This window comes from Nocardioides stalactiti (assembly GCF_014180715.1).
Lineage (GTDB): Bacteria > Actinomycetota > Actinomycetes > Propionibacteriales > Nocardioidaceae > Nocardioides > Nocardioides stalactiti.
On the sequence record NZ_JACEFC010000013.1, the window covers coordinates 17,744 to 41,486 of the forward strand.

Genomic DNA, 23,743 nt, shown 5'->3' on the forward strand with positions numbered 1-23,743 from the left:
GGAGACGAGAGACAGATGCGTGACGTCGCCGTCGTCGGGTTCGCCCAGCGACAGATGCCCGAGTTCGACGGGTCCCCGACCTGTGTTGAGCTCCTCGTGCCCGCGTTCAAGGAGCTCTACGAGCAGACCGGCTGGACCCGCAAGGACGTCGGGTTCTGGTGCTCCGGCTCGTCGGACTACCTCGCCGGCCGGTCGTTCTCCTTCGTCCAGGCAGTCGACGCCATCGGCGTCATCCCGCCGGTCAACGAGTCGCACGTCGAGATGGACCTGGCGTGGGCCATGTACGAGGCCTGGATCAAGATCCAGACCGGCGAGGTCGACACCGCCCTCGTCTACGCCTTCGGAAAGAGCTCGGCCGGCGTCCTGCGCCGTACCCTCGCACTCCAGCTGGAGCCGTACACGATGACGCCGCTGTGGCCCGACACCGTGTCGCTCGCCGGCCTCCAGGCCCGCGCCGGCATCGACGCCGGGGCCTGGGACGAGCGCGCGATGGCCGAGGTCGCCAACCGGTCGCTCACCGATGCGGAGAAGAACGAGTACTCGATCCGCAAGGGCGGTTCCTCGGTCGAGGAGCTGCTCGCGCGCCCGATGTACGCCGACCCGCTGCGCAAGCACGACTGCTCCCCCGTCACCGACGGCGTGGCAGCGCTCGTCCTCGCGGCCGGCGACAAGGCCCGCGAGGTCCGCGAGCGTCCCGCCTGGCTGACCGGCATCTCCCACTCCATCGACCCGATGGGCATGGGCGTCCGCGACCTGACCCGGTCGCCGTCGGCCCAGCGCGCGGGCGCTGCGCTCGACCTCGGCGGCGTCGAGGTCGCCGAGCTGCACGCCCCCTTCAGCCACCAGGAGCTGATCCTCCGCAAGGAGCTCGGCCTGGGTGCCGACGTCGCGATCAACCCGTCGGGCGGCGCGCTCACCAGCAACCCGATGTTCTCCGGCGGAGGGATCCGCGTCGGCGAGGCGGCCAAGAAGATCTGGTCGGGCGAGGCGGACAAGACCCTCGCCCACGCCACCAGCGGCCCCGCCCTGCAGCAGAACCTCGTCTGCACCCTGGAAGGGAAGAACAACTGATGGGCAAGCAGCCTGCAGCGATCATCGGCGTCGGCCAGACGCACCACCGCGCCCAGCGCAAGGACGTCTCGATGGCCGGCCTGTGCCGGGAGGCGATCGACCGCGCGCTCCTCGACGCGAACCTGACGCTCGACGACATCGACGCGATCGTCGTCGGCAAGGCGCCCGACCTGTTCGAGGGCGTGATGATGCCCGAGCTCTTCCTCGCCGAGGCGCTCGGCGCGGCCGGCAAGCCGCTGCTGCGCGTCCACACGGCCGGCTCCGTCGGCGGCTCGACCGCCATCGTCGCGTCGTCGCTGGTCCAGGCCGGCGTCCACAAGCGGGTGCTGACCGTCGCCTACGAGAAGCAGTCCGAGTCCAACGCCATGTGGGCGCTCTCGGTACCGCTGCCGTTCAACATGCCGGTCCACGCCGGCGCCGGCGGCTACTTCGCGCCGCACGTCCGGTCCTACATCCGTCGCTCGCAGGCGCCGACGCACATCGGCGCCATCGTGGCTGCGAAGGACCGCAACAACGCGTTGAAGAACCCCTACGCGCACCTCCACAACGAGGGCACGACGGTCGAGTCGGTGCTCGCGTCCCAGATGCTGTGGGACCCGATCCGGTACGACGAGACCTGCCCCTCCAGCGACGGCGCGTGCGCCCTGGTCATCGTCGACGAGGACACCGCCAAGTCCTCGCCGAACCCGGCCTGGATCCACGGCACGGTGATGCGGTCGGAGGCCACCACGGCTGCCGAGCGCGACCAGGTCAACCCGCAGGCCGGCCGGGACGCGGCCGCCGCCCTGTGGAAGCAGGCCGGCATCACCAACCCGCTCGAGGAGATCGACTGCGCGGAGATCTACGTGCCGTTCTCGTGGTTCGAGCCGATGTGGATCGAGAACCTGGGCTTCACGGCAGAGGGCGACGGCTGGAAGCTCACCGAGTCCGGCGAGACCGCGATCGGCGGCAAGCTCCCCATCAACATGAGCGGCGGCGTGCTCTCGTCCAACCCGATCGGCGCCTCCGGCATGCTCCGCTTCGGCGAGGCCGCCCTCCAGGTCCGCGGTGCGGCCGGCGAGCACCAGGTCGACGGTGCGCGGCGAGCCCTCGGCCACGCCTACGGCGGCGGGGCGCAGTTCTTCGCCATGTGGGTCGTCGGCTCCGAGAAGCCGACGAACTGATGGGCCGCTGATGAGCTTCGTCGAGGTCGAGCGCCGCGGCGACGTCGCGATCGTCACCCTCAACCGCCCCGAGCGGATGAACTCCATGGCGTTCGACGTCATGGTGCCGTTCCGCGACGAGCTGCGTCGCCTCGGTGACGACAACGAGGTGCGCGTCGTCATCCTGACCGGCGCCGGCCGCGGCTTCTGCTCCGGCGCCGACCAGAGCGGCGAGCGTGGCGGGATGCCCAACACGACGGGTCTGACCGGCGTCACCATCGCCCTGCGGGCCATGGAGCTGCTCGACGAGATCATCGTCACCCTGCGCAAGCTCCACCAGCCGGTGATCGCCGCCGTCAACGGGCCGGCGATCGGCGGCGGGCTGTGCCTGGCGCTGGCCTGCGACATCCGGGTCGCGGCGGAGTCGGCGTTCTTCCGGGCGGCCGGCATCAACAACGGCCTGACGGCGAGCGAGCTGGGCCTGAGCTACCTGCTCCCCCGCGCGATCGGCTCGTCCCGGGCCGCGGAGATCATGCTGACCGGCCGCGACCTCCACGCCACCGAGGCCGCGACGATCGGCTTGGTCTCGCGCGTCGTACCGGATGACCAGCTCCTGGACTCCGCACTCGAGACCGCCGCGTCCATCACCCGGTGGAGCCGGCCCGGTGTCGAGCTCACGAAGCGCACCCTCCAGGACAGCCTCGACGCCGCCAGCCTCGAGCAGCACATGCACGCCGAGGGCGTGGGTCAGCTGCTCGTGCGTCTCCTCACGAAGAACTTCGAGGAGGCGATCGTGGCGCGCAAGGAGAAGCGCTCCCCGCGGTTCCTCGACTGAGCCGTCCCGGACGTAGGCTGGGCGCGTGATCGAGCTCCGCACCCCGACCCAGATCGAGCAGATGCGTCCTGCGGGGCGGTTCGTCGCCTCGGTCATCAAGGCGTTGTCGGAGAAGGCTGCGGTCGGGGTCAACCTGCTCGAGCTCGACGAGCTCGCGCACCGGATGATCAAGGACGCCGGCGCCACCTCCTGCTACATCGACTACCACCCGTCGTTCGGCGCGATGCCGTTCGGCAAGGTGCTCTGCACCTCGGTCAACGACGCGGTCCTGCACGGGCTGCCGTTCGACTACGTGCTCCAGGACGGCGACCTCCTCTCGGTCGACTTCGCCGCCTCCGTCGACGGCTGGGTCTCCGACTCGGCGCTCTCGGTGGTCGTCGGCACCCCGAGGGACGAGGACCTGCGCCTGATCGGCGTTGCGCAGAAGGCACTCGACGCCGGTATCGCCGCGGCCCGCTCCGGCAACCGGCTCGGCGACATCTCGTTCGCCATCGGCTCGGTCGCCCACGAGGCCGGCCTCAAGGTCAACCTCCAGTTCGGCGGCCACGGCGTCGGCCGCACCATGCACGGCGACCCGCACGTCCCCAACGACGGTCAGGCCGGCCGCGGCCTCAAGCTCCGCCCGGGCCTGGTCATCGCGATCGAGCCGTGGTTCCTCCACACCACCGACGAGATCCGCTTCGACCCCGACGGCTGGACGATCCGCAGCGCCGACGGCTCCCGCGGCGCCCACGTCGAGCACACCGTCGCGATCACCGACGGCGACCCGATCGTCCTCACCGCGCGGGACTGAAGCGTCCGCGGGTGACCAGCCGTCGACGAACCGGGGCTCGGCGGCGGACGGCGTCGCCGCGGCCGTTGCCGGCCGCCGGTCCCGGCGAGCGGGTGTGGGTGCTCGACGTGCCCTACGGGACGCAGGTCGACGGCGCCTCCTGGCACCCGGCGGTCAAGACCCACCTGTACGTCGGACGGTCCCTGCCCGCACTCCTCGTGCCCTACGCGCCGGGGCCGCACACCCTCGGTCGGTTCATCGAGAACACCCTCAACCCCGGTGACCCGGCACCCGCCCCCGAGCCGACCGACCCGCTCGAACCACGCCGGATCCAGTTCGAGGCGGCCGACGCGATCGCGGAGCGCGCCGCGGCAGGTGGACGGTTGTTCCTGCTGGCCGACGAACCCGGCGTGGGCAAGACGATCTCGGCGGTCCTCGGTGCGTCCGCGGTGGCCGATCTCCGTGGCGCCCGCCGGGTGCTCGTCGTCGCCGATCGACCCGCCGCGATCACGATCGGCCACTGGTGTCGCACGATCACGGCACTGGGCGACGAGGGCCTCGAGTGGGTCGTGATCACCTGGGACCGGCTGGAGAAGGTCAAGGACCACCCGTGGGACGTGATCATCGCCGACGAGGCCCACGCGCTGCGTCGTACGACGACGAAACGGTGGAAGCTCTGGGCACGGGTCTCGGGGCACGCGAAGCCGCACGACAAGGCACCGTTCGTCATCGCGACGACGGCGACGCCCGGTCACACGCCGCTGGAGCTGCCCTACCTCGCTCCCGCCTATGCGCAGGCGCTCGGCGAGCCGATGCAGGAGTGGACCTCGGCGACCCAGGCCGGGGCCGACTTCGCCACGGCACTCGAACGGCACGGCGTCGGCGTGGAGCGGGGCCGTTACGGGGCGACCTGGACAGCCGATCCGGCGCGCCGCGCCGCGGACCTCAAGCTCGTCCGCGGCTGGCTCGACGAGGTACGGCCCGCGGCGATGCTGCACCGGGCGGCGCCGTGGGGTCCGGTACCGATCTCGGGCATGCCGGTGGCGCTGACGCCGGCGGAGCGCGCCGCGTACGAGGCGGAGTGGGGCGAGTTCTGTCGCGAGATGGACGTCGCGCGGCGCGGTCGCAACGTCGCGAAGGGGCGCGCCGCTCTGCTCCGCTTCCGCCAGAAGGCCGGGTTGATCCGCGTCGACTCGACCGTCGCCTGGATCGCTCAGCAGGTCGAGGCCGACCGTCAGGTCGCGTGCTCGGTCGAGTTCGTCGCGACGGCCGCCGATCCCATCGCCGACCGGCTGCGTGACTCCGGGATCGAGGTCGCCACGATCTACGGCCGCGACCGGTTCGACGTCGAGGCAGAACGGCTCCGGTTCCAGACCGGCCAGGCGAAGGTCTGTGTCTTCACCACGGTCGCCTCGATCAGCTTGCACGCCGGCGAGACCCTCGCCGACGGCCGCTCGGCGAGCACCGAGCCGCGGGTCGGCGTCTTCCACCAGGCTCGCTTCTCGGGCATCGCCGGGCGCCAGGTGACCGGGCGCACGCACCGCGACCACCAGGTCTCTCCGTGGCACATCGCCTACGCCGAGCGAACCGTCGAGGAGCAGGTCGGCAAGGTGATGGTGGAGCGAATCGCGGCCGCGTCCGACACCGTCGGCAGCGACACCACCGGCCTCGGCGACGTCGCTCGACTCCTCGGTGCCGACTGGCTGCCGGCGGATTCGCTCGACGCCTGAGGTGGCCCCTCGAGCGGCGGGCCGTCGCCGGTCTCGCCCGTCAAGGACGAACCGGGACTACGCTCCACGATCGTGCGGCCTGCCGAGATCATCAGCGTCGACGCCGCGGACCCACGCGCGACGGTCGTGCTCGTCCACGGCGCGTGGCACGGCGCGTGGTGCTGGCAGGACGGGTTCGCCCAGCGGCTCGCGGACCACGGGATCTCGAGCGTGGCGCCGAGCCTGCCTGGGCACGCCGGGTCAGCGGCCGGGCACCGGCTCAACCGACTCCGGATCCGGGACTACGTCGCAGCGGTCGCTGACGTCGTCGGGTCGCTGGATGCGCCGTACGTCGTCGGGCACTCGATGGGCGGCGGGGTCGTCCAGGGCCTCCTCGCGCTCGACGGACGACCACCGATCTCGGGAGCGGCGCTGCTCGCGTCGTTGCCCCCGCGCGGGTGCGTCGGCGTCACGCTCGACGTCGCGCGCCACGCACCGCTGCAGTTCCTGCGGATGAACGCGCGGCGGGACCTCGGCCTGCTCGTCCGTACGCCGGAGCAGGTGCGCGCACTGTTCTTCCGGGAGGCCACCCCCGCTGCGATCGTCGCCGACGCAACCGCGCGGGTGCAGGCCGAGTCCTACCGCGCGTTCCTCGACATGCTCCTGCTCGACCGCCCGAGGCCGCGCCCGGTCGACGTCCCGCTGCTCGTCCTCGGCGCCGGCGACGACGCGATCTTCACCCGCGACGACGTCGCGGCGACCGCTGCCGCGTGGAGCACCGAGCCGGGCGTGCTCGAGGGCGTCGGGCACGACCTGATGCTCGACGACGGCTGGGACAGGGTGGCCGACGTGCTGGCGACCTGGATCACCGAGCCGCACCGCTGAGCTCCCACGGCGCAGGAGCCCGTCGGGAGGCGTCGGCTACAGGCCGACGAAGAAGCCGTACAACCCGAAGGCGACGCCGATCCCGACGATCAGCCAGAGGGAGATCCAGGCTAGGGTGTGCATGCCGTGCTGGTAGTGGTTCTCCGAGAACCCGGCGAAGTGCTCCGTGTTGAGGTCGGCGTTCTGCATGGTCTCAACGGTAGCGGACCTGGAGCTCCTTGATGCCGTTGATCCAGCCGTGGCGCAGACGTCGTGCCTCGGCGGCCCTGGAGATGTCGGGAGCGATGTCGGCCAGCGCGTTGAACATCATGCTGATCTCCTGCCGGGCCAGGTTGGCGCCCAGGCAGTAGTGCGCCCCGTGACCGCCGAAACCCACGTGCGGATTGGGGTCGCGGGTGATGTCGAAGCGGAACGGGTCCTCGAAGACGTCCTCGTCGAAGTTGGCCGACGCGTAGAAGAGGCCCACACGCTGCCCCTTCTTCACCTCGACTCCCCCGACCTCGACATCGGTGAGGGCGGTGCGCTGGAAGACGGTCACGGGCGTCGCCCATCGGACGACCTCGTCGACCATCGTCTCGGGACGTTCGCGCTTCCACAGCTCCCACTGGTCGGGGTTGTCGAAGAACGCGTTCATCCCGTGCGTGATCGCGTTGCGGGTCGTCTCGTTGCCTGCGACGGTGAGGATGATGACGAAGTAGCCGAACTCGTCGTCGGTGAGCCCGCGACCCTCCTTGTCGGCCTCGAGCAGCTTGGTGACGATGTCGTCCCGCGGTGCGGCCTTGCGGTCGGCGGCCATCGCCATCGCGTACATCAGCACCTCGGCCGCAGCCTCTGCCCCGTCGACGTCCTGGTAGTCCGGGTCGTCGCCGGCCAGCATCTGGTTCGACCAGTGGAAGAGCTTCTTCCGGTCCTCCTGCGGTACGCCGATGAGGTCGGCGATCGCCTGGAGCGGGAGCTCGGCCGCGACCTCCTCGACGAACTCCCCCGTACCGCGGGCGACGGCGTCGCGCACGATCTTCTGCGAGCGGTCGCGCATGATCTGCTCGAGCTGCGCGATCGAACGCGGCGTGAAGGCGCGGGACACGATGTGCCGCATCGTCGAGTGCTCGGGGGCGTCCTGGTTGAGGATCATCACCCGCTGCATCTCGACCGACGCCCGGTCCATCCCGGCGGGGAACCGGATGATGGCGCCGTTCTCGGCCGACGAGAAGCGCTTGCTGTCCTTGGAGACCGCAGCGACGTCGGCATGCCGGGTCAGCGCCCAGTAGCCGGTGCCGGACTCGGGGGAGAACCCGTCGTACGAGCCGGGCTGCTGCTGCACCCAGGTGACCTCGCTGCGTCCCCTGAGCTCGCGGAACTGGTCGTGCGGAACCGCCGACCAGTTGATGTCCGGGTCGGTGAAGTCGAACTGCCAGGTCGTTGACTGGTCAGCGGTCACGCGCTTCCTCCACGATCACTTGTAGTTGACCTGCATCTCCTTGATGCCGTTGAGCCATCCGGAGCGGAGCCGCTTGGGATCGCCGGCCAGGCTGATGTTAGGAGCGATGTCGGCCAGCGCGTTGAAGATCAGGTTGATCTGCAGACGGGCCAGGTTCGCACCGAGGCAGTAGTGCGCACCGTGGCCGCCGAACCCGACGTGCGGGTTGGGGTCCCGCAGGATGTTGAAGGTGAACGGGTCGTCGAAGACGGTCTCGTCGAAGTTCGCCGACGCGTAGAAGATGCCGACGCGGTCGCCCTTCGCGATCGCCTGCCCGCCCAGGACGTTGTCCCTGAGGGCAGTGCGCTGGAACACGGTCACCGGCGTCGCCCACCGGACGATCTCGTCGACGGCGGTGTCCGGGCGGTCCGACTTCCAGAGGTTCCACTGGTCGGGGTTCTGGAAGTAGGCGTGCATGCCGTGGCTCGTGGCGTTGCGGGTCGTCTCGTTGCCGGCGACCGCCAGCAGGATGACGAAGAAGCCGAATTCGTCGTTCGTCAGCGCGCCGTGGCCGTCGTCGCCGGCGTGGACCAGCTTGGAGACGATGTCGTCACGGGGGTTCTCGCGACGGTCGGTCGCCAGCGCGTCGAAGTAGCCGAGGATCTCCATCGACGCGACGGCCGGGTCGACATCGAAGTCGGGGTCGTCGTACGCCATCATCTGGTTCGACCACTCGAAGATCTTCTTGCGGTCCTCCTGCGGCACCCCGAGGAGCTCGGCGATCGCCTGGAGCGGCAGCTCGGCGGCGAGGTCCTCGACGAAGTCGCCGGACCCCTTGGCCGCGTTCTCCTCGACGATCGCGTACGCGCGCTCCTTCAGTCCGTCCTTGAGCGAGGCGATCACGCGCGGGGTGAAACCGCGGGACACGATGCCGCGCATCTTGGTGTGCGTCGGCGGGTCGTTGTGGATCAGCATCGCGCGCTGGATCTCGACCTGGTCGCGGGTCATGTCCTCGGCGAACCGGATGATGACGCCGTTCTCGTGGGTGGACCAGTTCTCGTTGTTCTTGGAGACCTCGCGCACCTCGGCGTGGCGGGTCGCGGCCCAGTAGCCCGTGTCGAGGAAGCCCGCGCGGGCCTCCGGCGGCTGCTCGACCCAGTGGACGGGCGAGGTGGCGCGCATCGCCTTCCACTCGTCGTGGGGCAGCCCGACGGCGTTAATGTCCGGATTGGTGGCGTCGAAGCCGGCGGGGATGTCGACAGCGGTCACGTCAGTGGAACCTTTCAGTCGCTCGGGCGCATGGGGCAGCCCAGCTGGAACACGTTCTAGCGAGACACTACAGACCATCGGCCAAATACGAAAGGGTTTCGTATCGGCGATTCTGCGAACCGTGGAACTCAACAAGAACGTGTTCTAGTTTCGCGCTATCATGTCCCCATGGGCAACCCCGTGATCATCGACGCCGTCCGCACTCCCCTCGGCAAGCGCAAGGGCTGGCTCGCCGGCCTGCACCCCGCGCAGATGCTGGGTTTCGTGCAGGAGGAGGTGCTCCGTCGGGCCGGCGTCGACCCCGAGGTGATCGAGCAGGTCGTCGGCGGCTGCGTCACCCAGGCCGGTGAGCAGTCGAACGACATGGTCCGCCGCGCCTGGCTCTACCAGGGCCTCGCCCAGCACACGGGCGGCACCATCATCGACGCGCAGTGCGGGTCCGGCCAGCAGGCCGCGCACCTCGTCAACGACATGGTCGCCGCAGGCAGCATCGACGCCGGCATCGCGTGCGGCGTCGAGGCGATGTCGCGGATCCCGCTCGGCGGCAACGTGCCGCCCGGGCTCGGCGACCCGCGCCCCGATGACTGGGCGATCGACATGCCCAACCAGTTCGAGGGAGCCGACCGGATCGCGAAGGACCACGGCATCACCCGCGCCGACCTCGAGGCGTTCGGCCTCGCGTCCCAGCAGAAGGCCCGCGTCGCCGTCGACGAGGGACGCTTCAAGCGCGAGATCGCCCCGATCACCGCTCCCGTCCTCGACGAGGAGGGCAAGCCGACCGGCGAGACCCGTGTCGTCGACACCGACCAGGGCCTGCGCGAGACCACCCTCGAGGGCCTCGCCAACCTCAGGACCGTGATGCCCGACGGGTTCCACACCGCCGGCACCTCCTCGCAGATCACCGACGGCGCCGCGTCGCTGCTCATCATGGACGAGGACCGCGCCCGCGAGCTCGGCCTCAAGCCGCGCGCCCGCATCAAGTACCACTGCCTCGTCGGCTCGAACCCCTACTACCACCTCGACGGCCCGATCAACGCGACCCACCGGGTCCTGGAGAAGACGCGGATGTCGATCAGCGACTTCGACCTGTTCGAGGTCAACGAGGCGTTCGCCTCGGTCGTCCTCTCCTGGGCCGGCGTGCACAAGGTCGACATGGACAAGGTGAACGTGAACGGTGGCGCGATCGCCCTCGGTCACCCCGTCGGCGCCACCGGCGTACGGCTCATCACGACCGCTCTGCACGAGCTCGAGCGCCGCGACGCCTCCACCGCTCTCATCTCCATGTGCGCGGGCGGCGCGATGGCGACCGGAACGGTCATCGAGCGCATCTGACGTCGGCACCAGTTTCACCGTCCGGACGGTGAAACTGGTGCTTGGACGACGCAATTGCAGCGTCCAAGGAACAGTTCCATCGTCCCAGCCCCCTCGGGCATGACTCGGTCGATGCGGTTATCCACAGTTCGTGTTCCGGCGGCATGCATGCGCACCGATCCGCGGGCAGGGTGCTGCACATGCTCGAGCTGCTCGCAGACGCCAACGGCATCGTGCTGCGCCGCGACGCCGTCGCGTGCGGCGTCGACGACGGCGCCTTGCGACGAGCCGTTCTGCAGGGCCGGCTGGTCAGGGTGCGGCAGGGCGCCTACGTGCTGCGGGGAGTGTGGGAATCCCTCGACCGGCTCGGTAGGTATCGCACCCTCGTCGCAGCAGTCCTCCGGCTGTACGACGACCCTGCGTCCCCCGTTGCGCTCTCCCACACCAGCGCCAGCATCGAGCAGGGCGGGCCGTCGTGGGGTCTCGATCTCGAGGCCGTCCACCTGACCCACCTAAACGCGACCGGCGATCGCACGAGCGCCAAGTTGGTCCACCATCGGGGCGTCTGCCGAGTCAAAGACATCACCAGAAGCGACGGGCACTGGATGACCGCGCCCGCGCGAACGGCGATGGACACGGCCAGCATCTCTGCTCGCGACCCGGGCATCGCCGTCCTGGACTACTTCCAGCAACGCGGGCTCACCACCAGAGAAGAGCTGGAGCGGGTCTTCAGCGCCATGAAGTGGTGGCCGGACACCCTGGGACTGCTCCGAGTCCTTCAGCTGTCGGACGGGATTGCCGAGTCCGTCGGGGAGACACGGACCCGCCTTCTGTGCCTCGACATGGGGCTGCCTGCGCCGACTCCTCAGTTCGAGATCTTCCACCCTTCCGGCCGCCTTGCGGGCCGGGTCGACTTCGCGTGGCCCGAACGACGAACGATGCTGGAGTTCGACGGCCGGCAGAAGTACCTCCGCCTTCGCCGCCCTAGCGAGACCATCGAGCAAACGGTGCTCAGGGAGAAAGCCCGCGAGGACCTCCTGCGGGAGCTCACGGGATGGCTCATGATCCGCCTTGTCTGGGCCGACCTCGACGTACCCGAGGCGACGGCGCGCCGCATCGTCCGCGTCTTCGAACGGGCTGCCTGATCGACCCGCAACTGGATGTTGGACGACGAATCTGTTGCTGGGACGACGCAATAGCGTCGTCCCAGCAACAGTTTCACCGTCCGGACGGTGAAACTGTCTCGCGTCAGGCGCCGTAGACCGGCTCCGGAGCGGGAGCCCCCGCGATCAGCCCGCGGAGGGCGGCGCCCACGTCGCCGGCGACCCAGCGTCCGTCGGCCTTGGCTGCAGGGCCGTGGGACCAGGCGTTCTCGAGCGTCATCAGCGAGCCGTCGACCTCGATGACGCGGCCGGTGACGTCGCCGGCCTCCTCGGAGGCGAGCCAGGCGACGAGCGGCGAGTTGTCCTCGGGCAGGGCCATCTCCGAGGTGTCGAAGGCACCCTCGGTCATCCGGGTCTTCGCCACCGGCGCGATCGCGTTGACGGTCACGCCGACCCGACCGAGCTCGGCCGCGGCCACCAGGGTCATCGTGGCGATGCCGCCCTTGGCGGCCGAGTAGACGACCTGGCCGATGGAGCCCTGGAGCCCTGCACCGGACGTCGTGTTGATGACCCGGGCGACCCGCTGCCGACCCTCCTTCGACTCCGCTCGCCAGTAGGCGGCCGCGTGCCGCAACGGAGCGAAGTGGCCCTTGAGGTGGACCCGCATGACGGCGTCGAACTCCTCCTCGGAGGCGTTGACGAGCATCCGGTCGCGGACGAACCCGGCGTTGTTGACGAGGATGTCGAGCCCGCCGAACGTGTCGATCGCCTGCTGGACCATCGCGGCGGCCTGCTCGAAGTCGGCGACGTCGGCGCCGTTGACGACCGCCGCACCGCCCATCGCCTCGATCTCGGCGACGACCTCGTGCGCCGGCGAGTCGGTCTTCTCCCCGTTGTTCGAGACGCCGAAGTCGTTGACGACGACCTTGGCGCCGTGGCGGGCGAGCTCCAGCGCGTGCGCGCGGCCGATCCCTCGTCCGGCACCGGTCACGATCGCGATGCGACCCTCCAACAGCTTGCTCACTTGGTCTCTCCCTTGGGGTGGTTCTGCGCGACGTAGAGGAACACCGGCTGCTCGCCGCCGCCGTGGCAGGCGACGGTCGCACCGGAGACGTAGGAGGCGAGGTCGCTCGCCAGGAACGCGGCCACCTGGCCGATCTCCCGGACGTCGGCCATCCGGCCGAGCGGGATGGTGCGCTCGATCTCTGCGACCGTCGCGTCACCGCCGTAGTGGTCGGCGGAGTCGGGGGTCCGGACCAGCCCGACGTCGATCGCGTTGACCCGGACCTGCGGTCCCCACTCCTGGGCGAGCGAGGTCGTCAGGGCGTCGAGGCCGGCCTTCGCGGCGCCGTACGCCGCGGTGCCGGGCGAGGGCCGGTTGGCGGACACCGAGGAGATGTTGACGATCGAGCCGCCGCCCTCCTGGTCCCGCATGACCCGGTGGGCCGCCTGGCTCACGAGCAGGCTCGCCGTCAGGTTGAGGCCGATGATCTTGTCGTGGAAGCGCGGTGAGGCGTCGGCGGCCATCGCGTACGGCGCTCCCCCGGCGTTGTTGACCACCAGGTCGAGGCGGCCGTGGTCGGCCACGATCACGGCGACCAACGCGTCCACGGACTCGGCGTCGCGCACGTCGCAGAGGCGGTGCGTCGCGCCGGCCGGCGGCTCGGCCTCGGAGCGACCGCAGGTCACCACGGTCGCGCCCGCCTCGAGGAGGACCTCGGAGATGCCGCGGCCGATGCCCCTCGCCCCGCCGGTCACGAGGGCGACCCGGCCGGTCAGGTCGATGTTCAACGCCATGGGCACACCCTACCAAGCAAATGCTTGGTAGGGTGCATTCCATGACAGTCACCAGTGAGCTGCGCGACGACGGCATCCGCGTCATCACGATGAACGCTCCCCCGGTCAACGCGCTCACGGTCCAGGGCTGGTACGACGTGGCCGCCGCCCTCGACGAGGCGAGCGCCGACCTGAGCACGAAGGTCGTCATCCTGCGCGCCGAGGGCAAGGGCTACAACGCCGGCGTCGACATCAAGGAGATGCAGAACACCACCGGGTTCGACGCCCTCATCGGCGCGAACAAGGGCTGCTACGCCGCCTTCAAGGCCGTCTACGAGTGCGCGGTACCGGTGATCGCGGCGGTCAACGGCTTCTGCGTCGGCGGCGGAGTCGGCCTGGTCGGCAACGCCGACATCGTGGTGGCCAGCGAGGACGCCTACTTCGGCGTGCCCGAGGTCAAGCAGGGCGCGCTCGGCGCCGCGACCCACATGGCCCGGCTGGTCCCCCAGCAGATGATGCGCGCGCTCTACTTCACCGCCGCGACGATCCCCGCGACCGACCTGCACCGCTTCGGCTCGGTCTTTCGGCTCGCCCCGCGCGACCAGCTGCTGGACGTCGCCCTCGAGGTCGCGGCGAACATCGCCGACAAGGACACCCGCGTCATCCGCGCCGCCAAGGAGGCGCTCAACGGGATCGAGCCCGTCGACGTGAACAAGAGCTACCGGTTCGAGCAGGGGTTCACCTTCGAGCTCAACCTCGCCGGTGTCAGTGACGAGCTCCGCGACGACTTCGCGGGTACCGACAAGGCAGGTAAGAAGGCGTGAGCAAGCCCCGCACCAAGGTCATGACGATCGACGAGGTCGTCGCCCAGCTCTCCGACGGGATGACCATCGGGATCGGCGGGTGGGGCCCGCGGCGCAAGCCGATGGCCCTGGTCCGCGCGATCCTCCGGTCGGACCTCAAGGACCTGACCATCGTCAGCTGGGGCGGCGCCGACGTCGGCCTGCTCGCCCGCGCCGGCAAGATCAAGAAGCTCGTCTACGCCTTCGTGTCGCTCGACTCGATCCCGCTCGAGCCGAACTTCCAGCGTGCCCGCCAGAACGGCACCATCCCCGAGGTCGTCGAGCTCGACGAGGGCATGTTCCAGACGGGCCTGTACGCCGCAGCGCAGCGCCTGCCGTTCCTCCCGATGCGGGCCGGGCTCGGCTCCGACGTCCTGGTCAACAACACCTGGATCAAGACGGTCACCAGCCCGTACGCCGACGAGAACGGCGACGTCGAGGAGCTCACCGCGGTCCCGGCGCTCACACTGGACGTGGCACTCGTGCACATGAACCGCGCGGACGCGCACGGCAACGCGACCTACCTCGGCCCGGACCCGTACTTCGACGACCTGTTCGTGCAGGCCGCCGACCAGGCGTTCGTGACCTGCGAGCAGATCGTCGACACCGCCGGCCTCACGGTCGACACCGCGGTGCAGCGGCTGCTGATCAGCCGGATGGCCGTCACCGGTGTCGTCGAGACGCCGAACGGCGCGCACTTCACCACCTGCACGCCCGACTACGAGCGTGACGAGAAGTTCCAGAAGGCGTACGCCGTCGCTGCCGGCGGGTCGGACGAGGACTGGGCCGCGTTCGAGGAGCGATTCCTCTCCGGCGACGAGGCCGCCTACCAGTCCGCCGTCGCCGCATTCGCAGCCGAGGAGGCCGCCAAGTGACCGAGTTCTCCCGCGCAGAGGTCTGCGCCGCCGCCATCGCCGACGCCTTCAAGGACGACGGCGAGATCTTCGCCAGCCCGATGGGCATGCTGCCGATGCTGGGGGTCCGGCTCGCCAAGCTGACGTCCAACCCGGACCTGGTGATCTCCGACGGCGAGTCCCTGTTCCTCGGCGGCGTGCCGCCCCTGTTCGCCAAGGCCGACGTCGTCGAGGGCTGGATCCCGTTCCGCCGCGTCTTCGACGTGGTCGCCTACGGCAAGCGGCACGTGATGATGGGCGCGACCCAGGTCGACAAGCACGGCAACCAGAACATCTCCGCGATCGGCGACTTCGCCCAGCCCAAGCGCCAGCTGCTGGGCTCGCGCGGCGCGCCGGGCAACACGGTGAACAACCGCACGTCGTACTGGGTCCCGAAGCACAACACCCGCGTCTTCGTCGAGCAGGTCGACATCGTCTCCGGTGTCGGACCGGCCCGTGCCAAGGCGGCCGGCCCGGGCGCCTCGAAGTACAACGACATCCACCGGATCGTCACCAACCTGGGCGTCTTCGACGTCAAGGGCGCTGACGACACGGTGCGGCTGCTGTCGGTCCACCCGGGCGTGACGGTCGACGAGGTCGTCGAGAACACCGGCTTCGCGCTCGAGATCCCGACTGACGTGCCGGTGACGCGTGAGCCCACCGAGTCGGAGCTGATGATCATCCGCAACGTGCTCGACCCCAAGAACCTCCGCGACCGCGAGGTCCCGCCCGTGGCCAGCACCGACGCAGGAGCCAGCAAGTGATCGCGCAGCTCCTCAAGACCCCGCTGACCGAGCTCACCGGGGTCCAGCACCCGGTCGTCCAGACCGGCATGGGCTGGGTCGCCGGCCCCCGCCTGGTCTCCGGTACGGCGAACGCCGGTGGCCTCGGGATCCTGGCCTCCGCGACGATGACGCTGGCCGAACTGGAGGAGGCGATCGTCGAGACCAAGGGACGCACCGACAAGCCGTTCGGCGTCAACCTGCGCGCCGACGCCGGCGACGCACCCGACCGCTGTCAGCTGCTCATCGACCACGGCGTGAAGGTCGCGTCCTTCGCCCTGGCGCCCAAGCCGGAGCTGATCGCGAAGCTCAAGGAGCACGACATCGTCGTGATCCCGAGCATCGGGGCACCCAAGCACGCCAAGAAGGTCGCTTCCTGGGGCGCCGACGCGGTGATGATCCAGGGCGGCGAGGGCGGTGGCCACACCGGCAACGTCCCCACGACGCTGCTGCTGCCGACGGTCCTCGACGCCGTCGACATCCCGGTCATCGCGGCCGGTGGTTTCTTCGACGGCCGCGGCCTGGCGGCCGCGCTGTCCTACGGCGCCGCCGGTGTCGGCATGGGCACGCGCTTCCTGCTCACGCAGGACAGCCGGGTCCCCGACGCGGTCAAGCAGCGTTACCTCGAGGCCGACCTCAACGGCACCGTCGTCAGCGCGAAGGTCGACGGCATGCCGCACCGGATGCTGCGCACCGACCTGGTGGAGTCCGTCGAGGAGTCGAGCTTCGTCAAGCGTCTCGGACCGACCACGAAGCGCACCCTCGCCTTCAAGAAGATGAGCGGCATGTCCTGGCGCGAGCTCGTCAAGGACGGCCAGGCCATGAAGCACGGCCAGGACCGCACCTGGACCCAGATGATCCTCGCGGCGAACACCCCGATGATGCTCAAGGCCGGCCTGGTCGAGGGCGACCCGTCGGCCGGCGTGCTCGCGAGCGGACAGGTCGTCGGCGTCATCGACGACCTGCCCACCTGCGAGGAGCTCATCGACCGGGTGGTGACCCAGGCGGCAGCCGAGCTGCGTCGGGCGTCGTCGTACGTCCTCTGAGAGACCGGGCGAATCGTCGCCACCCGCGTCGGGACAATTCGAGGAAATCACCCACGGGCGAGAATCCGATCCATCACGATGTCGCCTGTGCCGAGCACCTCGACGACGGTCCTCACCGTGACCTCCACCGGGAGCAGCGGACCAGGAACCTTCCGAGACGTCATCGACCGGGCGAACGCCACCGTCGGCGAGGTGCTGATCGAGTTCGACCTCGGTCTCGATCGGGTGATTCGCCCGTCGGCCCCGCTGCCCGCGCTGAGGTTTGTCGGCGTGATCGACGGCGGGACGGCTCCGGACGCGGTCCAGAGCCCCGGAGTCGAGGTCTGCGGCACGGCCGCCGAAGCCGGCATCGGGTTGGAGATCGTCGGTGGCCCGCTCGAGCTCCGGGGCATCACCGTGACCGACTGGCCCGACGACGGGATCCTCATCCATGACGCCGAGGACGTCACCGTCCTCGGGGCCCACGTCGGCGTCCGTCAGTGTGGCCGCGCAATGGGAAACGGCGGCACTGGCATCCACGTCCTCCGCTCCGTGGGCATCCACATCGGTGGTCCCGCCGAGCCACTCGTCGCCTGCTCCGGGAACGGCGCCTGGGGGATCCGGATCCAGGACTCTCCGGGTGCGCGCCTCGACGGTCTGAGGATCGGGACGGACGCCGACGGACGCCGAGCAATCGGCAACGGTCGAGGTGGGGTGAGAGTCGAACGATCTCCGCGGGTGATGATCGGGCACCCTGGCGGCCTGAACGTCATCTCCGGCAACAACGGCCCCGGGGTGGTCCTCCACGACGGCTCCGAGGCCGCTGTCCTGACGGGCAGCCACATCGGCACGGATGCTGACGGGCTCCGCTCGATCCCCAACACGACGGGGGTCACCGTCACCGCACCGCGGGTGCTCGTCGGAAGCACGGACAACCGCGACCACGGTGCCCACGCGGCGGGAGCCCCGGTCGGGTCGGGCGACCTGGCTGCAGGCAACCTGATCTCGGGCAACCTCACCTCCGGCATCGCCGTCATCGGGGAAGAGGCTGCTGACGTCAGGGTGGCCGGCAATCGGATCGGCACCGACCACGGGGGCGCCCGCGCGGTACCGAACGGCGGCGCCGGAGTTTCCGTCTACCAAGCACCGCGAGCACGGATCGGAGGCGCCACTGCCAACCAGCGCAACGTGATCGCGGGCAACGGTCTCTACGGCATCCAGGTCGCCGGGCCGCTATCACGGGGCGCGGCCATCGTTGGAAATCACATCGGGACCGACCTCACCGGCACGACGTCGATCCCCAACATCCGCTCGGGCATCTTGGTCTTCAACGCTATGGAGACGGTCATCGGCGGCGCCGACCCGACCGAGGGCAACTTGATCTCCGGCGGAGCGCGCGCAGGGGTCAACCTCGACGGGTCCGTCATGCACGGGTTGGACTACGAGGGCAAGGGGCACGCCCACTCCAACCTGGTGCAGGGCAACACGATCGGTCTCGACCGGACCGGGGAGCGACCTCTCGCGAACGCCCAACGCGGCGTCCTCATCAACTACGCGCAGGGCAACACGGTGTGCGACAACCTCATCGGCGGAAACGGAGAGGACGGGGTGCTGGTGCTGGGGCCGGGCTACGCCGACGACGCACACCTGGTCCCGACCGGCAACGTCATCGTCCGCAACAGGATCGGGGTGAGCGCCACCGGTTCCGCCGCCGGCAATGGCCGCTGCGGAGTCCTGATCTACCACGGCAGGGACAATCGGGTCGGGGGCGACGACCCCTCCGAGGCCAACGTGATCGCCCACAACGCATCGGTGGGCGTCCTGTTCCACGGACTCGGTGCTCGCACCAACCGGCTGAGCCCCCATGAGCAGATCGACGACAACACCCTGGGCCGCTTCCACCAGAGCGGTGGATGAGCGCGGACGTGCTGGAGCTCATCGTCACGGTCGCCGCTGATCGTGGTCCCGGATCCCTCCGCGACGCGATCGAACGCGCCAACAGGGCCGCGGGGCCGGTCCGGATCAGGATCGCGCCGGCGGGACCGATGACCATCTGTCCATCGACGCCGCTCCCCGCCTTGCAGTTCTCCGGTCATCTCGAAGGTCCTGGACGCCTCGACGGGACGAGGTCGGCACCGGGCTGCGGCCTGGAGGCGGCAGCGGACGACCTCACTCTTCGTGGGCTCGAGGTGACGGGCTGGGCCGGGTCGGGGATCCGGGTGACGGGTCGGCACTGCACCATCCGCGGTGTCGTGGCGTCGGGCAACGGTGACTACGGGATCCTCATCGACGAGGGGGCCGACCATGCGCGGATCGAGGGCTGTCGGCTCGGCACCGACCCGACTGGCACGTCAGCCGCGCCCAACCAGAAGAGCGGGATCCGGGTGATCCAGGCCAAGGACGCTGTGATCGGTGGGAACTCTCCGGGCGAGCGCAACGTGCTGTCGGGAAACGTGCTCTACGGAGTCGAGATCGTCGGCCCGCTCGCGAGCGGCGCGGTCGTCCGCGGCAACTATGTCGGCCTCGATGCCGCGGGGACGTCGGCCGTCGGCAACCAACGGACCGGGGTGCTGGTGTTCAACGTCCCGTCGACGACCGTGGGCGGCACCGGTCCCGGCGACGGCAATGTGATCTCGGGCAACGGTCGGTCCGGAGTCACCGTCGACGGCATGGACATCGAGCGGGGCGAGTACCCGTACGTCGGCCAGGGCCACTGTCAGGGCACGCAGCTCCGAGGGAACCTGATCGGACTCGACCGGTCCGGAGAGCGTCCCCTCGGCAACGGGATGCGAGGAGTGACCATCAACTATGCGCAGGCCGCCACGGTCGCCGACAACGTCATCAGCGGGAACCGGCAGGACGGCATCTGGGTCCTCGGTCCCGACGACGACACCAATCCTCACGAGGTCCCCCGCGGCAACCGGATAGTCCGCAACCGGATCGGCATCACCCGCAAGGGCGCGGCTGCGGGCAACGCACGTGCGGGGATCTTGGTCCTCAACGGGCGCGACAACGTTGTCGGCAGCCATGATCCCGACGACGCGAACCTGATCGCCCACAACGGATCCGTCGGCGTGATGTTCACCGGTCTCGGCGCCCGCACCAATAGGCTCAGCCCCCACAACGAGATCGTCGACAACTCGCTGGGGAGGTTCCACCAGCCGGCGGAAATGAAGGACAGCGGTGCAGGAGATCACGGTCACCACGACGGCTGACAGCGGTCCCGGCTCCCTCCGCGACGCGATCGAGCGGGCGAACGACGCGACCGGACCCGTCACGGTCCGGATCATGCTGGACGGCGGACCCGCGTCGATCGAGCCCACCACCGCGCTGCCACCGGTCACGTTCTCGGGCTCGATCGAGGGTCCGCTCTCCGCAGGAGGTTTCCCCACCGTCGTCCTGAGCGGCGCATCAGCCGGGACCGCCGCGGGCCTCGAGATCGTCGGGGACGCCCTGACCGTTCGTGGCCTCGCGATCGTGGGCTGGGACGGCGCCGGGATCCACGTGCACGGGTGCACCGGCTTCCGGGCGCTCCAGTGCTTCGTCGGTGTCGACCTCGACGGGACCACCGCCCGCCCCAACGCCAGGAGCGGGATCAAGGTCGAGCAGGCCGGCCAGGTGCACATCGGACGGGTCGGCGAAGGCAACGTCATCTCCGGCAACGGGCTGTACGGAATCGAGATCGGCGGCCCGGACTCCCGTGGGGCCGTGGTCGTCGGCAACCGTGTCGGCACCGACGTCGCCGGCGCCGTCTCCGTGGCTAACGGACGGTCCGGCATCGTCGTCTACAACGCACCCGACACCCGGATCGGCGGCCCGCTCGCCGGCGAGGGCAACCTGATCTCCGGTGGCGCCCGCGGCGGCATCAACCTCGATGGCTCGGTGACGGTGCTCGATGGCTACGACTACACCGGCAAGGGACACGCGCGCGGCAACCTCGTGCAGGGCAACCTCATCGGAGTCGACGCGTCGGGGGAACGGCCTCTGGGCAACCGGCAGCGCGGCGTCCTCATCAACTACGCGCAGGACAACACCGTCGTCGGCAACGTCATCAGCGGCAACGGCGAGGACGGCGTCCTCGTCCTGGGCCCGGAGGACGACTCCGACCGGCATCTCGTGCCGTCCGGCAACCGCGTCGTCGGCAACCTCATCGGCGTCACCACCTCGGGCGCTGCCTGCGGCAACGGCCGGCACGGCGTCTTCGTCCGTCACGGCCGCGACAACATCGTCGGCGGTCCGGGTGCGGACGCCAACGTGGTGCGCCACAACCGCGGCCGCGGCGTGATGTTCTCCGGGACCGGTGCGCGGGACAACGTGCTGGGTCCGGACAATGACCTGGGCGCCAACGATCTCGGCGACTTCCACCAACCACGCGCTTGAGGGACGAGCGGGAGAGGACGAACCGATGACCGCCGCGGACGACGGCCAGCCGCTCCTCCCGGGCGACCTCATCACGGTCACCCACCCGGAGGACGACGGTCCCGGATCGCTGCGGGCGGCCATCCTCAGCGCCAACCTCGATGACGGTCCGGTCACGATCTCGATCGACCTGCCGACCGATCAGGTCCTGCTGCGACCGACGTCACCGCTTCCCCCGCTCACCTTCGCCGGGATCCTCGACGGACGGGGAGCCGAGCTCAGCGGCGTCCTCGCCGGATCGGGCCACGGGCTCGACGTCCACGGCGGCGACCTGACGATCCGCGATCTCGTGGTCACCGGGTGGTCCGAGAACGGGGTCCTCGTCCGCCAGAGCGACCGCACCCGACTGATCGGTCTCGTCGTCTCCGGCAACGGCGAGCACGGGATCCTCGTCCAGACGAGCGCCGACCTCCGGCTCGAGGCCTGTCGTCTTGGTACGACGCCTGACGGCCTGGCGGCCTTGCCCAATCGCGGTAGCGGCATCAAGCTCTACGAGTCGCACGCGGCCGTGATCGGCGGCGACCGGCCCGGCAGCGGCAACCTGGTGTCGGGCAACCTCCGGTACGGGGTCGAGATCGGCGGCATCGGGTCAGCCGACGCCGTGATCATCGGCAACTTGATCGGCTGCGACGTGACCGGAAGCAACCCGTTGCCGAACAACCGCGACGGCCTGGTCGTGCACAGCTCGCCCAACGTGCGGATCGGCGGCCCCACCTCCTCCGAGCGCAACGTGATCTCGGGGAACAACCTCTACGGGCTGGAGATCATCGCGCCGGACGCGCGCGGTGCCGTCATCGTCGGCAACTACGTCGGCGTGAGCGCCGCCGGTGACAGCCCGCTCCCCAACGGTCGGTCGGGGATCCTCATCTACAACGCGGCCTTCGCCCGCATCGGCGGACCGGGCTCGGGTGACGGCAACGTCATCTCCGGGGGCTCCCGCGCCGGGATCAACCTGGACGGCTCGGTCCGCGAGGGCTACCCGTGGACCGGCGTGGGCGAGGCCCACAGCAACCTGGTCCAGGGCAACATCATCGGCCTCGACGCGACCGGCGAGCGTCCCCTCGGCAACGAGCTGCGCGGCGTGCTCGTCAACCACACCCAGAACAACCTGGTCACCGAGAACCTGATCGCCGGCAACGGCCAGGACGGCATCCTGGTGCTCGGGCCGGAGGACGACTCCAACCCGGACGTGGTCTCCTCCGGCAACCGGATCGTCCGCAACCGGATCGGGGTGACGAAGTCCGGCCGGCCTGCGGGCAACGGCCGGCACGGGGTGTTCGTCCGGCACAGCAAGGACAACCACGTCGGGAGCGACGACCCCGCCGACGCGAACCTCATCGCCCACAGCGGGATCCGGGGCGTCTCCTTCTCGGGGACCGGGGCCCGCACCAACACGTTGGGCGAGAACGAGCTGCGCGACAACGTCCGCGGACCGTTCCACCAGCCCGCGCCTGAACCGGAGGAACCGGCGGGGCCGACGGCTCCTTAGAGCGTCTTCTGGTACGCCAGCTCCCGGCCCATGATCCGGTAGCCCATCAGCTCGTTGACGCCGATCATGTGGTCGTTGGACTCGGCGTTGAACGTGTCGACCTGCTCGAGCTGGGGCTCCTCCTCGGCCAGCCAGTGCAGCATCTCGGTCTTGAGCAGCAGCCCGAGCCGGTGCCCGCGGTGCGCGCCGACGACGGAGGTGTCGTGCTGGTGGCCGAGCGTCGGCCGCTCCCCCTCCACCACGACCACCGTCTGGCCGGCGAGCCGACCGGACGGAAGGTGCCGGGCGACCACGCGGTAGGCCCGCTCCTGGCGGGCTGCACAGGCGTCCTCGTAGGCCTTCATCCGCTCGGCGCTGAACACCTCGTCCTCGATGTCGAGGTCGTCGGTGGGGGCGTCGTTGATGGCCGAGGCCATGTCGGCGATGTCGGCGAGCTCCTCGTCCGGGGTCGGCAGCAGCCGCCGCTCCAAGGCGTAGTCCGGGGCCGCCGCGAGCGCTGCGGCGAACTGCTCGTCGAGTGCAGTCCGGTCGACGTCGGCGAGGTACTGCCGGCGGTTGATCGCCTGGTGCTTCTTCTCGAAGCCGTGCTTGGCGGCGAAGGCGGTGGCGGCGTCGGCCTCCCAGGCATCGATCCCGACGCTGGTGCGCCCGATCCGCCGTACCTCGTCCTCGACGAAGGCCAGGATCGCGGACCCGTAGCCCTGCCGGCGGTGGTCGGGGTGGACGACGACGGAGATCCACGCGAGGTGGAGGTTGTCGTAGTCGCTGGTGGCGATCGTGCCGCCGCCGACGACGACGCCGTCGATCGTGGCCAGGTAGGGCACGGACGGCTCGCCGTCCCAACCGTGCCGGAAGCGGGCCTCCGTGCGGACCAGCGTCGGGCTGGACTCCCACGGCGAGTCCTCGGACTGGACCGCCTCCGTCAGCGCGACCCACTCCTTGAGCGCGGCCACGTCGTCGGGGCCGAAGCGTGTGATCTCCATGACGATCAAGCATCGACGGC

At 69.9% G+C, this 23,743-nt stretch carries 22 protein-coding genes; 16 read left to right on the forward strand and 6 right to left on the reverse strand.

Translation table 11 applies throughout. The annotated features are described in order from the left end of the window. Positions 1-15 precede the first annotated feature (15 nt). The 6 genes from H0487_RS04350 (at position 16) to H0487_RS04375 (ending at position 6,414) form a co-directional block, all read left to right on the forward strand. Positions 16-1,071 (forward strand): thiolase family protein, encoded by a 1,056-nt coding sequence (locus H0487_RS04350; protein WP_183093007.1) that lies wholly within the window; start codon positions 16-18, stop codon positions 1,069-1,071. Continuing rightward, a complete protein-coding gene (locus H0487_RS04355; RefSeq protein WP_183093008.1) occupies positions 1,071-2,234 on the forward strand; it encodes a thiolase family protein in 1,164 nt (387 codons plus the stop codon). The genes H0487_RS04350 and H0487_RS04355 overlap by 1 nt, the downstream gene beginning before the upstream one ends. Positions 2,235-2,244: 10 nt before the next feature. Further along, positions 2,245-3,048 carry an enoyl-CoA hydratase gene (locus H0487_RS04360; RefSeq protein WP_183093009.1) on the forward strand — a complete coding sequence of 268 codons (804 nt, stop codon included), beginning with the start codon at positions 2,245-2,247 and terminating at the stop codon, positions 3,046-3,048. A gap of 25 nt (positions 3,049-3,073) precedes the next feature. Beyond that, positions 3,074-3,841 (forward strand): type I methionyl aminopeptidase, encoded by a 768-nt coding sequence (map, locus tag H0487_RS04365; protein WP_183093010.1) that lies wholly within the window; start codon positions 3,074-3,076, stop codon positions 3,839-3,841. 11 nt (positions 3,842-3,852) lie between these two features. Continuing rightward, entirely contained in the window at positions 3,853-5,550 is a 1,698-nt protein-coding gene (locus tag H0487_RS04370) for a DEAD/DEAH box helicase (RefSeq protein ID WP_312855818.1), read from the forward strand. Positions 5,551-5,622: 72 nt separating this feature from the next. Continuing rightward, positions 5,623-6,414 carry an alpha/beta hydrolase gene (locus H0487_RS04375; RefSeq protein ID WP_183093011.1) on the forward strand — a complete coding sequence of 264 codons (792 nt, stop codon included), beginning with the start codon at positions 5,623-5,625 and terminating at the stop codon, positions 6,412-6,414. A 36-nt stretch (positions 6,415-6,450) separates the two neighbouring features. Here the strand turns inward: H0487_RS04375 and H0487_RS04380 are convergent, their stop codons facing one another. Genes H0487_RS04380 through H0487_RS04390 form a run of 3 tightly spaced genes read right to left on the reverse strand, consistent with a single transcriptional unit; the run spans position 6,451 to position 9,100 of the window. Beyond that, on the reverse strand, positions 6,451-6,603 hold the full coding sequence (locus tag H0487_RS04380; RefSeq protein ID WP_183093012.1) for a hypothetical protein: 153 nt from the start codon (positions 6,601-6,603) through the stop codon (positions 6,451-6,453). 4 nt (positions 6,604-6,607) lie between these two features. Continuing rightward, on the reverse strand, positions 6,608-7,852 hold the full coding sequence (locus H0487_RS24180; RefSeq protein WP_183093013.1) for a cytochrome P450: 1,245 nt from the start codon (positions 7,850-7,852) through the stop codon (positions 6,608-6,610). A gap of 15 nt (positions 7,853-7,867) precedes the next feature. Next, positions 7,868-9,100 (reverse strand): cytochrome P450, encoded by a 1,233-nt coding sequence (locus H0487_RS04390; RefSeq protein WP_183093014.1) that lies wholly within the window; start codon positions 9,098-9,100, stop codon positions 7,868-7,870. Positions 9,101-9,268: 168 nt separating this feature from the next. On the opposite strand from H0487_RS04390, the gene H0487_RS04395 reads away from it, so the two are divergent. Continuing rightward, positions 9,269-10,432: a steroid 3-ketoacyl-CoA thiolase gene (locus H0487_RS04395; protein WP_183093015.1), complete on the forward strand. Its 1,164-nt coding sequence runs from the start codon at positions 9,269-9,271 to the stop codon at positions 10,430-10,432. 179 nt (positions 10,433-10,611) lie between these two features. Further along, positions 10,612-11,556, forward strand: a complete 945-nt coding sequence (locus H0487_RS04400; RefSeq protein WP_183093016.1) for a type IV toxin-antitoxin system AbiEi family antitoxin domain-containing protein — start codon at positions 10,612-10,614, stop codon at positions 11,554-11,556. 103 nt (positions 11,557-11,659) lie between these two features. On the opposite strand, the gene H0487_RS04405 is transcribed toward H0487_RS04400, so the two are convergent. Further along, the gene (locus H0487_RS04405; protein WP_183093017.1) at positions 11,660-12,538 is read right to left on the reverse strand and encodes an SDR family oxidoreductase; all 879 of its coding nucleotides are present in this window, start codon (positions 12,536-12,538) and stop codon (positions 11,660-11,662) included. Then, positions 12,535-13,311, reverse strand: coding sequence for an SDR family oxidoreductase (locus tag H0487_RS04410; RefSeq protein ID WP_183093018.1), 777 nt, complete (start codon positions 13,309-13,311; stop codon positions 12,535-12,537). Before H0487_RS04410 ends, H0487_RS04405 begins: the two co-directional genes overlap by 4 nt. 41 nt (positions 13,312-13,352) lie before the next feature. Between H0487_RS04410 and H0487_RS04415 the strand changes: the two genes are divergently transcribed. The 8 genes from H0487_RS04415 to H0487_RS04450 all read left to right on the forward strand — a co-directional run bounded on the left by H0487_RS04415 (position 13,353) and on the right by H0487_RS04450 (position 22,740). After that, complete coding sequence (locus tag H0487_RS04415) at positions 13,353-14,114, forward strand: enoyl-CoA hydratase family protein (RefSeq protein WP_183093019.1); 762 nt, start codon at positions 13,353-13,355, stop codon at positions 14,112-14,114. Further along, entirely contained in the window at positions 14,111-15,007 is an 897-nt protein-coding gene (locus H0487_RS04420) for a CoA transferase subunit A (RefSeq protein ID WP_312855819.1), read from the forward strand. Before H0487_RS04415 ends, H0487_RS04420 begins: the two co-directional genes overlap by 4 nt. Next, the gene (locus tag H0487_RS24185) at positions 15,004-15,789 is read left to right on the forward strand and encodes a CoA-transferase subunit beta (RefSeq protein WP_183093020.1); all 786 of its coding nucleotides are present in this window, start codon (positions 15,004-15,006) and stop codon (positions 15,787-15,789) included. Before H0487_RS04420 ends, H0487_RS24185 begins: the two co-directional genes overlap by 4 nt. After that, positions 15,786-16,853 (forward strand): NAD(P)H-dependent flavin oxidoreductase, encoded by a 1,068-nt coding sequence (locus tag H0487_RS04430; protein ID WP_183093021.1) that lies wholly within the window; start codon positions 15,786-15,788, stop codon positions 16,851-16,853. The genes H0487_RS24185 and H0487_RS04430 overlap by 4 nt, the downstream gene beginning before the upstream one ends. An 87-nt stretch (positions 16,854-16,940) precedes the next feature. After that, a complete protein-coding gene (locus tag H0487_RS04435) occupies positions 16,941-18,749 on the forward strand; it encodes a right-handed parallel beta-helix repeat-containing protein (RefSeq protein ID WP_183093022.1) in 1,809 nt (602 codons plus the stop codon). Next, positions 18,746-20,047, forward strand: coding sequence for a right-handed parallel beta-helix repeat-containing protein (locus H0487_RS04440; protein ID WP_183093023.1), 1,302 nt, complete (start codon positions 18,746-18,748; stop codon positions 20,045-20,047). Before H0487_RS04435 ends, H0487_RS04440 begins: the two co-directional genes overlap by 4 nt. After that, the gene (locus tag H0487_RS04445; protein WP_183093024.1) at positions 20,016-21,212 is read left to right on the forward strand and encodes a right-handed parallel beta-helix repeat-containing protein; all 1,197 of its coding nucleotides are present in this window, start codon (positions 20,016-20,018) and stop codon (positions 21,210-21,212) included. The genes H0487_RS04440 and H0487_RS04445 overlap by 32 nt, the downstream gene beginning before the upstream one ends. Positions 21,213-21,237: 25 nt before the next feature. Then, positions 21,238-22,740: a right-handed parallel beta-helix repeat-containing protein gene (locus H0487_RS04450; protein WP_183093025.1), complete on the forward strand. Its 1,503-nt coding sequence runs from the start codon at positions 21,238-21,240 to the stop codon at positions 22,738-22,740. Here the strand turns inward: H0487_RS04450 and H0487_RS04455 are convergent. Beyond that, positions 22,737-23,723 (reverse strand): GNAT family N-acetyltransferase, encoded by a 987-nt coding sequence (locus H0487_RS04455; protein WP_183093026.1) that lies wholly within the window; start codon positions 23,721-23,723, stop codon positions 22,737-22,739. The two genes, H0487_RS04450 and H0487_RS04455, sit on opposite strands and share 4 nt — an antisense overlap. Positions 23,724-23,743 lie beyond the last annotated feature (20 nt).